The sequence below is a fragment of the Streptomyces sp. NPDC027672 genome (assembly GCF_055566335.1).
On record NZ_JBVHSO010000010.1, the window covers coordinates 235091 to 247593 of the forward strand.

Annotated in this window: 11 protein-coding genes and 1 tRNA gene; 4 read left to right on the forward strand and 8 right to left on the reverse strand. The window is 72.2% G+C overall.

Features of this window, described 5'->3' with window-relative positions:
- Positions 1–99: 99 nt before the first annotated feature.
- Together ACZ4SV_RS24780 and ACZ4SV_RS24785 are read right to left on the reverse strand one after the other, a co-directional pair.
- Positions 100–1506, reverse strand: a complete 1407-nt coding sequence (locus ACZ4SV_RS24780; RefSeq protein ID WP_468006484.1) for an NAD(P)/FAD-dependent oxidoreductase — start codon at positions 1504–1506, stop codon at positions 100–102.
- Positions 1507–1516: 10 nt separating this feature from the next.
- Positions 1517–2170, reverse strand: a complete 654-nt coding sequence (locus ACZ4SV_RS24785) for a rhomboid-like protein (protein WP_365872421.1) — start codon at positions 2168–2170, stop codon at positions 1517–1519.
- Between ACZ4SV_RS24785 and ACZ4SV_RS24790 the strand changes: the two genes are divergently transcribed.
- A complete protein-coding gene (locus tag ACZ4SV_RS24790; RefSeq protein WP_468006486.1) occupies positions 2169–3080 on the forward strand; it encodes an aminoglycoside phosphotransferase family protein in 912 nt (303 codons plus the stop codon). The genes ACZ4SV_RS24785 and ACZ4SV_RS24790 overlap by 2 nt on opposite strands.
- A 157-nt stretch (positions 3081–3237) precedes the next feature.
- On the opposite strand, the gene ACZ4SV_RS24795 is transcribed toward ACZ4SV_RS24790, so the two are convergent.
- The 5 genes from ACZ4SV_RS24795 to ACZ4SV_RS24815 form a co-directional block, all read right to left on the reverse strand.
- On the reverse strand, positions 3238–3942 hold the full coding sequence (locus ACZ4SV_RS24795; protein ID WP_468006488.1) for a DUF5994 family protein: 705 nt from the start codon (positions 3940–3942) through the stop codon (positions 3238–3240).
- A gap of 1 nt (position 3943) precedes the next feature.
- Complete coding sequence (locus tag ACZ4SV_RS24800) at positions 3944–5104, reverse strand: HTTM domain-containing protein (protein WP_468006633.1); 1161 nt, start codon at positions 5102–5104, stop codon at positions 3944–3946.
- Between the two features lie 46 nt (positions 5105–5150).
- Positions 5151–5870, reverse strand: coding sequence for a DUF5819 family protein (locus tag ACZ4SV_RS24805; protein ID WP_468006490.1), 720 nt, complete (start codon positions 5868–5870; stop codon positions 5151–5153).
- Between the two features lie 133 nt (positions 5871–6003).
- Entirely contained in the window at positions 6004–7224 is a 1221-nt protein-coding gene (locus ACZ4SV_RS24810) for an ice-binding family protein (protein WP_468006635.1), read from the reverse strand.
- Positions 7225–7771: 547 nt separating this feature from the next.
- Positions 7772–7845 (reverse strand) — tRNA-Thr (locus tag ACZ4SV_RS24815).
- Between the two features lie 206 nt (positions 7846–8051).
- On the opposite strand from ACZ4SV_RS24815, the gene msiK reads away from it, so the two are divergent.
- The 3 genes from msiK to ACZ4SV_RS24830 all read left to right on the forward strand — a co-directional run bounded on the left by msiK (position 8052) and on the right by ACZ4SV_RS24830 (position 10660).
- Entirely contained in the window at positions 8052–9188 is a 1137-nt protein-coding gene (gene msiK / locus ACZ4SV_RS24820) for a diacetylchitobiose ABC transporter ATP-binding protein MsiK (RefSeq protein ID WP_468006492.1), read from the forward strand.
- 201 nt (positions 9189–9389) lie between these two features.
- The gene (locus ACZ4SV_RS24825) at positions 9390–9848 is read left to right on the forward strand and encodes a hypothetical protein (protein ID WP_365872411.1); all 459 of its coding nucleotides are present in this window, start codon (positions 9390–9392) and stop codon (positions 9846–9848) included.
- Between the two features lie 80 nt (positions 9849–9928).
- On the forward strand, positions 9929–10660 hold the full coding sequence (locus ACZ4SV_RS24830) for a nucleotidyltransferase family protein (protein ID WP_365872409.1): 732 nt from the start codon (positions 9929–9931) through the stop codon (positions 10658–10660).
- A 71-nt stretch (positions 10661–10731) separates the two neighbouring features.
- Here ACZ4SV_RS24830 and ACZ4SV_RS24835 read toward each other — a convergent pair whose 3' ends face one another.
- Complete coding sequence (locus ACZ4SV_RS24835) at positions 10732–12441, reverse strand: DoxX family membrane protein (protein ID WP_468006495.1); 1710 nt, start codon at positions 12439–12441, stop codon at positions 10732–10734.
- Positions 12442–12503: the final 62 nt, after the last annotated feature.

Consider the following 12503-nt stretch of genomic DNA (forward strand, 5'->3'; position numbering starts at 1 on the left):
GGCCGTCCTCCCCGTGGAGCAGGTGGACCGACCCGCGCGGCCGTCCGGCCGGTCGCGCGGGTAGCGCCCCGCGGGCGGTCCGGTGGCGTCCGCCGGAGGTCAGTGCCGGCCCGCCACCCGGTCCGCCGCTCGCGCCAGCCGGGAGGACCGCAGGCCCGGGCGCAGGCGTTCGCGCCGGTCGGCGGCGCGGTAGGTGGCGTACATGCCCTGGACGCCCAGCCAGCGCAGCGGTTCCGGCTCCCATCTGCGCACCTTGTGGTCCACCCAGGGCAGTTCCGTCAGCTCGGTCCGCCCGCCCTGGCCGGAGTCCCGCCGGAGCAGGTCGCGCAGGGTGCGGGCGGCCAGGTTGGCGGTGGCGACACCGGAGCCGACGTAGCCGCCCGCCCAGCCCAGCCCGGTGGAGCGGTCCAGCGTGACGGTCGCGCACCAGTCGCGCGGCACGCCGAGGACGCCCGACCAGGCGTGCGCGATCCGGACGCCGGCCAGCGACGGGAAGAAGCGGGTCAGGATCTCGCGCAGCGCCTCGACGGTCGCCTCCTGGGTGCGGCCGTCGTTGTCGGTGCGCGAGCCGAAGCGGTACGGCACCCCGCGCCCGCCGAGCGCGATCCGGCCGTCCGCCGTGCGCTGGGCGTACATATAGGCGTGCGCCATGTCGCCCAGGGTCTCCCGGCCCGCCCAGCCGATCGCCGCCCACTGCTCCTCGGTGAGCGGCTCGGTGGCGATCATCGAGGAGTTCATCGGCAGCCAGGTCCGCTTCTGGCCCTTCAGGGAGGCGGTGAAGCCCTCGGTGCAGCGCAGGACGTAGGGCGCGCGGACCGTGCCGTAGGGCGTGACCGCGTGCCGGGGCCGGATCTCCGTCACCGGCGTCGACTCGTGGATCGTCACGCCGAGCGCCTCCACGGCCGCCGCGAGTCCCTTCACCAGCTTCACCGGGTGCAGCCGGGCGCCGTGCGGGGTCCAGGCGGAGCCGACCGCGTCCGCGACCCGGATCCGCGCGGCGGTCTCCCGGGCTCCGTACAGCTCCCGGTCCTGCTCGCCGAAGGCCAGCTCGTGCTCGTGGAACGCCCGCAGCCGGGCCCACTGCGCCGGGGTGGTGGCCACTTCCAGGACACCGCCCTGGTGCACGTCGGCGTCGATGCCCTCCGCCGCCGCGACCGCGACGACCTCGGCCACCGTGTCGTTCATCGCCTTCTGGAGCCGTACGGCGGCCTCGTGGCCGTGCAGCCGCGCGTACCGGTCCCGGCCCGCGATCCCGTTGTACAGCCAGCCGCCGTTGCGGCCGGAGGCGCCGTACCCGCAGAACTTCTGCTCCAGCACGGTGATCCGCAGGAAGGGCGCCGCCTTCTTCAGGTAGTACGCCGTCCACAGCCCCGTGTACCCGCCGCCGACGATGACGACGTCCGCGGTGGCGTCCCCGGACAGCGGCTCCCGCACCGCCGGAAGACCGTCGTCCGCGTACCAGAACGAGACACCGCCGTTGACGGCACCGCTTGCCGAGCTGCTCATGGCCGGGACGTTAACCCCTGAGCCCGGCCGGTGTCTCCTTCGGATTCCATGCTTTTCCCCGCCCTCTGACCAGCGGATAGCAGGCGAGGCCGATCAGCGCCGCGACGAAGTGGCCGATATCGGTGAAGGTCGGCCCGGCGGTCAGCGGCAGGGCGAACACGGCGAGCACCGCCGCCAGGTACGCGTACCGCCAGGGCGCCGCGATCCGGTAGCCGAGCACCGCGATCACCCCGGCCAGCGCGTAGCTCACCCCGATGTCCAGGGTGTGGACCGCCGTGAGCGGCGCCCGGCCGCGCCGGATCGCCGTCAGCAGCACCGCCTCGCTGACCAGCGAGGCCAGCACGTGGGCGAGCGCGCACACCGCCAGCCAGCGGGCCGTGCCCAGCCGGCGTTCGGCCGGCGCGTGGAACACCGTGTACAGGAAGGCGTACGGCAGCCAGTGGCCGCTCTCGTTCCACATCGCGCTCGCCACCAGCACCCGCACCGGGTCGCGCGACAGCTCGTGCAGATTCGTCGACCGGTGCCGCAGGAAGTGCTCCTCGAACTCCGGCGGCATGTGATGCAGCACCACCGTCGTGACGAAGAGGACACTCAGCCACACATAGGTGCCGGGAGCACCGCGGACGAACGCCCACACGCCGCCCAGGGCCCGGTGAATTCGCATGGTCCGATTCACGCACGGCGGTATCGTCTGGCCCGTGATCGACATTCCCGCGGGGCTCGCCGAGGCGCAGGAGAGGTACAACGGCGCGGCGGGGCGGGAGTTCGTCGCCGCGCTGCCGGACCTCGCGGCCGGTTTCCTGGACCGCTGGCGGCTCCGGCTCGACGGCCCGTCGATGCACGGGGTCAGCGCCCTGGTCCTGCCGGTCGTCCGCGCCGACGGCCGCCCCGCCGTCCTCAAACTCCAGCTACGCGACGCGGAGACCGAGGGTGAGGCGGTCGCGCTGCGGGCCTGGGACGGCGCCGGGGCCGTACGGCTCCTCGACCACGACCCGGCCACCGGCACGCTGCTGCTGGAGCGCCTGGACGAGACCCGGATGCTGGCCGGCCGCGTCGGCACCCGGGAAGCGGTCCTGGTCATCGCCCGGCTGCTGGCGCGTCTGACGTCCTTCCCGGCCCCGCCCGGACTGCGCCGGCTCGGCGACATCGCCGAAGCCATGCTGGACCGGACGCCCTGGGCGCTCCCCCGCATCCCCGACCCGTGGGCCCGCCGGACCGTCGCCGACTGCGCCGCCGCCGTCCGCGAGGTCGCCGCCGAACCCGGCGACCGGCTCCTGCACTGGGACCTGCACGACGAGAACGTCCTCGCCGCCGAACGCGCCGACTGGCTCGCCATCGATCCCAAGCCGCTGGCCGGCGACCCCGGTTTCGAGCTGTGGCCCGCCCTGGACAACCGGTTCGATCCCGCCGAGGTCCGCTGGCGCTTCGACGCGATGACCGACGTCCTCGGTCTGGACCGGGACCGGGCCCGCGCCTGGACCTTCGGCCGGCTGCTCCAGAACGTCCTGTGGGACGTGACGGACGGCCGCCCGGTCGAGGCGCGCCGCCTGGAGATCGCCCGCCTGCTGGCCTGAGACAGCCCGGCGCCCGCGGTCCGTTTCCTGCTTGGAGACGGGCTCGCGGCTCGGACAGGGTGAGGTCGGGGGCGGTCCTTCCACCGGGGTGGAAGATCCGGTCGCCCGTTACGCCGCCGCCGCGATGAGGACCAGGAAGGCGTTCATGGCGGCCACGTCACATACCGACGATCAGCCGGCTGGCCCGGCCGGGCGGACCGGTCTGCCGGGGAACGGCTGCGGACACCACCAAGGCGCCGCCCTCGTACTCCCCTGTCTCGTCCGGGTCCGGTGGCCGGTCGGCCGCGAAGACGCCGTGCCGGGCCTCGTCCGCGGCGATGAGCGCGCTCGCCGTCAGCGGCGGGCCGTCGCAGTCGGACGCGGCGGCCATCAGCCGGGCCGCCGACTCCGCCCCGGTCCCGGGCGGGACGACCAGGAGGTCCCAGCGGCCGGTGCCGTAGGAGAGCAGCAGCAGCTTGTGCGGATCGATCTCCAGAGTGAACCAGCCGACCTTGACGATGTGCCCGTCCACGGGAACCTGGCGGGGGATGACCGGCCAGTGCTCCGGGTTGACGGCGATGCGGGTGATGCGGCCCCACAAGGGGTCCAGCACATCGGTGAGAGCCGGCAGTTCGCTCAGCAGATCACGGGACCGGGGCCACCAGGCGCCGTCCAGGAGTCCGCGGGAGGCACCGTCCGCTTTCAGAGCGAGACGCGCGGCCGGAGCCGCGGCGGGCTCGCGGTGCGGCAGGGTGGGGTACAAGGTCGCCGACATGATGCGGACCCGTCTCCGGGCCGCCTCTGCGACGGCCCGGATTTCATCTTTCGCCGGGAACGACCCGGCGTGGAAGCCGGTGTGCGGAATGCCCTCGGTACCGTCCACACTACTCCGCGCTACGCCGCAACGCGCAGGAGTGGCCGCATGGATGTGCGGTGACGCGGGACAGCGGCCCGCACTCCTCCGGACCGTCCGGGCGGCCGCCCTGCGGGGGAACGGAGCCGAGCCCTGTTCCCTGCACCGGCGCCCGGACGCCGCATCGCCTGGCACCGCGCCGAAGGAGGCGAGGCAGGAACGCGTAGAAGCGGTCGGGAAGGAACACGGCGTCCGCGACGATCATCGCGCCCGAGAAGAGGGGCAGTCCCAGGAGCACCGCGATGCCGGCGTGCATGCTCAGCAGCATCACGAGAACGGGGTACTTGAGCCTGCCGAACAGGACGAAGGGGAAGGCGACCTGGGTGAGGACGGTCAGGTAGCCGACGGCCGCGAGCACGATCGGGTACTGGTCCAGGGCGTGGGAGAGCGCGGGCCAGGGCTGGAAGAGTCCAAGGTTCAGCACGTAGTGAAGCGCGGTGCCGTCACCCCAGAACGCGCCCTGGACTTTGTACAGACCGGCCGATCCGTACAGGAAGCAGACCTGTGCCGCGATCACGAAGACGCCGCAGTTGTGCACCACGGTGACCAGCGTCCGGCGGACCGCACGCAGGTCCTGCGCGACAAGGCTCCGCGCCCGCGCCGGCACGCCGTCCGTACGCGCCGTCCTGATCCGCTCTCTGCGCGCGTCCAGGGACCACCGCCGACCGCACGCGGTGAGCACGAGGTACAGGGCCATCAGCAGGATCAGGTTGTCGCCCCCGTCCGTCATGAAGATCGCTCTCGCGTGGAACGACGTCACCACGACGGCGAACAGGACGGACGTGGCACGGGTCCGCCAGCCCAGCGTGAACAGCGCGGACGTCAGGAGAGCCAGCGCGTAGCACAGTTCGAAGTAGGCACGGCTGTCCGACAGGACCAGGACGCTGTACCAGCCCGTCTGGTCGAAGAGCTGTTCCGCCAGCGCGGGTGTCCACGGGGAGCCGGGGCCCCAGATCTCGTGCCGGTGCGGGAACTCGCGCAGGAGGAAGACCAGATAGAGCGACCCGTAACCGATACGCAGAACCGACGTGGCGTACAAGGACACCGGCCGGCCGGTGAGAACGTCCCAGAAGGCATCGGCCCGTGCGCGGAGCGGACGGCGGACCGTACCGGGGGGCCATGCCCCGCCCATGGGCCTGCCCGGTGCGGCCGTCGTCGCCGGGAGTCCGACGGCCTGTTCATTTCCCATGGGGGGTCACCTTCCACCAGGGCAGGAGCCGGTTCTCGACCGGCGCCGGCGGCCGGTTGCCGGCCGCGGCGTCGGGCGCGGCGACGGGCCGTGTGACGACCCGGAGCTGAATGAAGTCGAACCTGCGGCCCTTGTCGTGGCCGGTGACACGGTCCGCGGCGATGTTGCCCAGATACGTCTGCATCATCGCGGCCCGGTTCGAGCGTGCCGTGTCGTCCGCGCCGTGTGTGTCGACGTAGGAGGCCCAGGAACGGCGCAGGAGGTTCTGAGCCGTGTGGCTCGGAAACACGTGGTGTTCGACCGCGGCACGGTCCACGGCGGTCAGGTCGAGCCATGGGCTCACCCGCATCGACCCGTCCGGGGCGGTGCGCGCGGTTCTCGCCAGGATCTGCCGGTTGACCGAGTCGGGATCGGGGGCGAAAAGCCGCCAGTTCTGTTCGAAAAGGGGATACACCCATGCGTTGATCTGCCGGCTGTACCGCTGTGAGAGGGAATTGGAGGGAGCCACGGCGAGGAAGACGACGGCGACATGGATCAGAGCCACCACCAGACACAGGCCCACGGCACTGTGCAGCCCGGCTCTCAGCGCGCGGGCACCGGCGGGCCCGGCGGCGGGCGGGTCCGTGCCGTCATGGCCCTCCTCCGGGAGCGGTCCGGAGCCGGACTGCTCGCGTTTCCTCACCACCGCTGGTTCGATTCCGCTCGACACCGTCCACCCTGTCTTCTCATCTGTCGCTGTCCGGCGCCTGGGGTGTGCGTGGACTCGCGCCGGCGGCGCGCGGCGGGACGGAGGTCCCGCCGCACGCCGTCATTCGAGGAAGGAACTCCGCGCGGCCTGTCGCCTAGTCCTCGCTGTTGTGGGCCTCGGACCCGTCGGAGTCCTCGTGACCCTTGGAGTCCCCGTAGTCCAGGTAGTCCTTGATCCTCGGCTTGCTGCCGTAGCCGTAACCGTTGTGCACGTCCGGCTTCTCGCCATGGCCGTGGCCCGGCTTGCCGTGCGCACCCGGGTACTCATGGCCCGGCTTGCCCTGGTGGGGGCCGCCACCAGGGCCTGGCCCGCCCGGCGCGCCGCCATGCCCGCCACCGGTGGTGTTGCCCGCGGAGTTCCCGGCGGTGTTGCCCGCGGTGCCGGCGCCCCCGGTGACGAGGGGGCCACCCAGGAGGCCGCCGCTGATCAGGCCCCCACCGGTCGCGCCGAGGATGGTGCCGCTCGTCAGTCCGCCCGTGCCGGTCGTGGTTCCGCCGGTGGTGGTGCCGGTGGTGGTGCCGGTGGTGGTTCCGCCGCTGGTCGTTCCGGTCGTGGTTCCGCCGGTGGTGCCGGTGGAGCAGGAACCGAGGAAGATCCGGTTCGTGTCGAGCGTCACGGCGCCGTTGCGGGCCAGCGCCCGCCCCTCGATATTCGTTCCCGTGGTCACGTGGATGTCCGTCAGAGCCATGATGGTGCCGACGAAGGTGGAATTGGTGCCGAGCGTGGCCGAACTCCCGATCTGCCAGTACACATTGCACGGCGAAGCGCCGTTGGTCAGGAGCACCCGGCTGGAGGAAGCCGTCGTCAGGGCCTCCGGAATCTGGAACACCCAGACGGAATTCGGGTTGCCCCCGGCGTCCAGGATCAGATCACCGGTGAGCCCGACACCGGAGGAAGCGGTGTAGACGCCCGGGAGCAGGGTGGTGCCGTTGCCGATTCCCGCCGCGAGCGCGAAATCCGTAGCCTGGCCGGCCGCGTTGTTGTACGCGGTGACCAGGTCGGACTTGGCCTGAAGCGCCACGGCGTCAGCGGCGTGCACCGCACCGAGCACCTCGCCGGGCGGGAAACCGGTGATGGCCGGGTTCGGGTGCGTCCCGAGATCGTGACTGATCACCGTAGGGCCGGTGTTGGTGACTCCCGCGCCCGCCAGAACGGAGAAGCCGGCCGCGGTGGCCAGCGGAACGGGCGTGGCGATGGCTACTGCCTGAGCGGGCGACAGGACGACCATCGCGGCGGCGACCGTTGCGGCGAGGGCCGAGGCGAGCAAGCCGGGCAAGGTGCGGCGGCGGGCCGTTTCAGGGATCTTCAGCTTCATCAAGAGGCCATTCTGTGAGGGCCGTGGCGTGCGTACCGGGCCATAACCAAACACGCGGAGAGGCTTGATCTGCTGGTGCATATTACGGAGGAATGTCCCAGAGGCCATTGAAGGCGAGGGTGATTTGTGATTTCCAAGCCTTAATCCCCCCGAATGCAAGGCAATTATCGGGGAATGTGGACTTCCGATTATCCGGCGCATTCACCCGGATGCGCGGATGGATCCGCTCCCGGGGCCGCCGCTCTCGATCGAGCCGGCCATGCCTGCTCTGGGGGTTCTCCGGTACGCGGAGTCCGGAGGCCGGCTGCCCACTCCGTGCGATGTCGGTGAGCCTGCGGCGGCCACAGCGGGACGGCCAGGCAGACCGCGGCCCGCCCTGTCACCCGCTCCCCAGACCCGCCGGCCGACGCCGGGGAATCCGCAGCCCGGCCGGGCTCTGGTGACGCGTCCGCTCACGCATCGCTCACGCAGACGGCCCCGGACGAGGAGTCCGAGGCCGGGGGAAGCGCCTCCCTGGGAGAAACCGCAGGTCAGCGCGTGTTCGAAGAGCCCCCTGTCGGATTCGAACCGACGACCTTCGCTTTACAAGAGCGGCGCTCTGACCAGCTGAGCTAAGGAGGCGTGCACCGGGGTGCTCGTGCAGTCTACCCAGGTCTCCGGGGCGCCCCGGAGAGAATTTCCGTGAAGTTCACCTCGGCCGAAGTACTGACAGAGCGTGTGAACGCCAGGTACCGTCTCGATCCAGTTCACCCCGGTGGACTACACCAACCACCTTCCTACAACGGATCGTCCGGCACGTTCCTGCCGGTAGAAGGGGGCCCATCACCATGGCCACTGTCACGTTCGACAAGGCGACCCGGATCTACCCGGGTTCCACCAAGCCCGCCGTCGACGCGCTGGAGATCGCGATCGAGGACGGCGAGTTCCTCGTCCTGGTCGGCCCGTCCGGCTGCGGCAAGTCGACCTCCCTGCGGATGCTCGCGGGTCTGGAGGACGTCAACGGCGGCGCCATCCGCATCGGCGACCGCGACGTCACGCACCTGCCGCCGAAGGACCGGGACATCGCCATGGTGTTCCAGAACTACGCCCTCTACCCGCACATGACGGTCGCCGACAACATGGGCTTCGCGCTCAAGATCGCCGGCGTCAACAAGGCGGAGATCCGGCAGAAGGTCGAGGAGGCCGCGAAGATCCTCGACCTCAGCGAGTACCTGGACCGCAAGCCGAAGGCGCTCTCCGGCGGTCAGCGCCAGCGTGTCGCCATGGGCCGCGCGATCGTCCGCGAGCCGCAGGTCTTCCTCATGGACGAGCCGCTGTCCAACCTGGACGCCAAGCTGCGCGTCTCCACCCGTACGCAGATCGCGTCGCTCCAGCGCCGGCTCGGCATCACCACCGTCTACGTCACCCACGACCAGGTCGAGGCCATGACGATGGGCGACCGGGTGGCGGTCCTCAAGGACGGTCTGCTCCAGCAGGTCGACTCGCCGCGGAACATGTACGACAAGCCCGCGAACCTCTTCGTCGCCGGCTTCATCGGCTCGCCCGCCATGAACCTGGTCGAGGTCCCGATCACCGACGGCGGCGTGAAGTTCGGCAACAGCGTCGTGCCGGTCAACCGGGACGCCCTGAAGGCCGCCGCCGACAAGGGCGACCGCACGGTGACCGTCGGCGTCCGTCCCGAGCACTTCGACGTGGTCGAGCTGGGCGGCGGCGCCGCCGCGTCCCTGTCGAAGGACACCGCGGACGCCCCGGCCGGCCTCGCCGTCTCGGTGAACGTCGTCGAGGAGACCGGCGCCGACGGCTTCGTCTTCGGCACCGTCGAGGTCGGCGGCGAGCAGAAGGACCTCGTGGTCCGCGTCAACAGCCGCGCCGTGCCGGAGAAGGGCTCCACGCTGCACGTGGTGCCGCGGCCGGGCGAGATCCACGTGTTCTCCACGTCCACGGGCGAGCGGCTGACCGACTGACCCTCCCGGGCGCGAGACGCCCCGTCGTGAAAGGCCCCGCGGTCCGACCGCGGGGCCTTCCGCGTCGGCGGCGGAACACCCCGGCGCGGTGATCATTCCGAGCGGCGGAGTCAACCCATTACCCCGAAAACAGCCCGTTCTCATCCCCCATAAGGGTGACGCATTGTCTTCACGCCATTACCGGGCGCTACCCTCACACGCGTGAAGCACTCCACCACCCCACAGACGCGACGCGGCCACCGGGGCGGCCCTGCCCGCCGTATCGGCCGCACTCTCGCCCTCGTCCTGCCCGTCGTCCTGGTGCTCTCCGGGACCCTCGCCGTCACCCGGGTCAACTGGACGGGGAGCCCCGCCGGCCCGATGCTGGCCGCCTCCGACATCTCGGCGGCGAAGGCCCCCGCCAGGACGGCCCGCGCCCCGCAGGACGTGCTCCGCGACCAGCTGCTGAGCGAACTCCGGGAGAAGGACCCGGGCGTGGCGCTCACCCACCTCCAGCGGGCCGTCAACGGACGCCCCGCGCTGGCCCGGCACTGCTCCTCCATCGCCCGCGCCCTCGGCACGGCCGCCGTGCGCATCTACGGCGCCTCGCGCGCCCAGTCGTACGCCCGGCCCGTGTGCGACACGGCCTTCGCCTCGGGCGTCCTGGCCGCGCACAGCTGAGGCGGGAGTCCGGCGACGGGTCCGCCGGGGAACCCGTTGCCGACCGCGCACCGTGGCGGGGCGCCACGTACAGTGCGGTCATGACCCATCCGAGCGCCGCGTCGCGCCCCACTCAAGCCGTGGTCCTGGCCGGTGGCCAGGGCTCGCGGCTGCGTCCGTACACCGACGACCGGCCCAAGCCGATGGTCGAGATCCCCGGTACGGGCACGCCGATCATCGGCCATCAGTTGACCTGGCTCGCCGAGGAAGGCGTGACGGACGTGGTGGTCTCCTGCGGCCACCTCGCCGACGTCCTGCAGAAGTGGCTGGACTCGGCCGACCTGCCCGTCTCCGTCACCACCGTCGTGGAGACCGAGCCCCTCGGCCGCGGCGGCGGCCTGCGCTACGCCGCGGCCCGGCTGCCCCATCCCGACCGGCCCTGGTACGCCACCAACGGTGACATCTGGACGCGGTTCTCCCTGCGGGACATGGCCGACTTCCACACCGAGCGGGACGCGGTCGCCACGCTGGCCCTGGCCCGGCCGCGGATTCCCTGGGGAGCCGTGCGGACCGACGGGTTCGGGCACATCACCGACTTCATCGAGGCGCCCCCGTCGACGTTCGAGATCAACGCGGGCGTCTATGTGTTCTCCCCCGAGTTCACCTCGCTGCTGCCCGAGCGGGGAGACCACGAGCGGACCACGTTCCCCCGGCTGGCCCGGGAGCGGAAGCTGGCCGGGTTCACCATTCCGCAGGGTGCGTACTGGCGGGCCATCGACACGGCGAAGGACCTGACGGAGGCGGCCAGGGAACTGGCCGCCCTGGGGCGCTAGCCGGCGCTGTCGCTCCACGCGGAAGGGGCCCTGTACCTCCTCGGTACAGGGCCCCTTCGCCGATGTGCTCCTCAGCCCAGCAGGCCGCCCACCAAGCCGGGCTGGCCGGTGGCCGTGCTGCCGCCCGTGGTGCTGGTGCCACCGCCGCCGCCCGTCGACGTGGTGCCGCCGCCGGTCGTGCTCGTGCCGCCCGTGCCGGTCGGACCCGCCGTGGTGCTCGGCGCGCCGCCGCCGGTGGGGGCGCTCTGGCGGGGCGGGAGCTGGCCCGTGGTGCCCTGGGTCTGGCTGGGGGCCGCGGTGGTGGCGCCGGTGGTGGCGCGGCTCGGGCCGGTCGGCGTCGCCGACCCGGTGGGGCTCGCGCCGGCCGTGGCGCCGTCCGTCGGGGCGGTGGAGGCCGCCGGGGCCTTGCTGGGCCGCTTGCCGGGCTCCTGCGGGAGCGGGGAGCCGGGCAGTTGGTTGCGCGGGGCCTCGCCGGGTCCGGGGACGACCACGCGGCCGGAGTCGCGGACCGCGCCGCCCAGCACGGAGCCGATCAGCAGGGTCAGGCCCACGGTGACGGCCGTGATCAGCGCACCGCGGCGCAGCACGTAGCGGCGCAGCTCCCAGATGTCGGAGCGGGGGCCGAGCCGGCGCCAGGCGCTGCCCGCGAGCCGGCCGTCCACGGAGTAGACGGGGGCGCCCGCGATGACCAGCGGGGACCAGGCGGCGAGGTAGATGATGTCCGGCGCGTCGTAGACCTGGACCGTCTTCCAGCTGACGGTGACGATCAGGGCGGCCGACAGGAGCGCGCCGAAGGCCGCGGCCACGCGCTGCCAGCAGCCCAGGACGGTCAGGACGCCGACGACGACCTGGAGGAAGGCGATGACCAGGCCGGAGCCGACCGGGTGGTGCAGCGCGAACTGCCGCAGCGGCTCGGCCGCGTCCCACGGGTGCAGGGTGTTCAGCCACTTGACCATGGAGCCGCGTTCGCCGCCGTCGAAGTAGACGGGGTCGCACAGCTTGTTCATGCCGGCGTAGCCGGAGATGAAGCCCAGGAAGACGCGCAGCGGGAGGAGGACCACGCCCAGGTTCATCCGGCGGCCCGGGTAGTAGGCGTGCCGGGCCGGGTCGTCGCCCTGGCGCCTGGCGGGGCGCAGGCTGACGGTGTCCGTGTCCGTGTACGGCTCCGGGCCGGTCCCGGGGCCGGCCGGGTACGCGTCGTACGCGTAGGCGTCGTACGGGTCGTGGCCGGTGTCGGCCGGCGGGTCGTAGGCACCGGTGGCCGTGCGCATGTGCGGCAGCAGGCGGGTGCCGTCGGCATCGGGGGCGGTGCGCTGGTGGCCGACGACCGGGGTCTCGACGGTCTGGTCGAGTGCGGCGTAGCTGTCGGCGTAGCCGGTCTGGAGGCGCGGGATGACCTGGGTGGCGCCGGGCTCGGGCTCGTCGGCGTGGCGGACGCTGCCCCGCACGGCCTGGAGGAGGCGGTGGGCGCCGGTGTCGTCGGGGGCGGACTTGCCGCTCCACACGACGGGGCGGCGGCGGCCGGCGGGCCCGGCGGTCCGGCCCGCGGTGCCCAGGACGGGCTGGCGGGCGGTGTCCTGGCCGGCGCTCGGGTGCCGGGCGATCCGCGGGGACTGGATGCCCCTGGCCGTCGCGCCCAGCTGCACGCGGAAACTGGCGTGATTGACGATGACCTGCGCCGGATCGCTCGGCACCTTCACCATGCTCAGCGCGGGAGCGTCGTCGTAGCCTGACGAGCGGTCCCCCGTGGGTGTGCGGGGTGTTCTGGTGTCCACACTCATCTAACAGAGTGACGTGGTGTTAGGACACTGCTTTGACCGGCCCGATGTGTCCGGACCGCGTC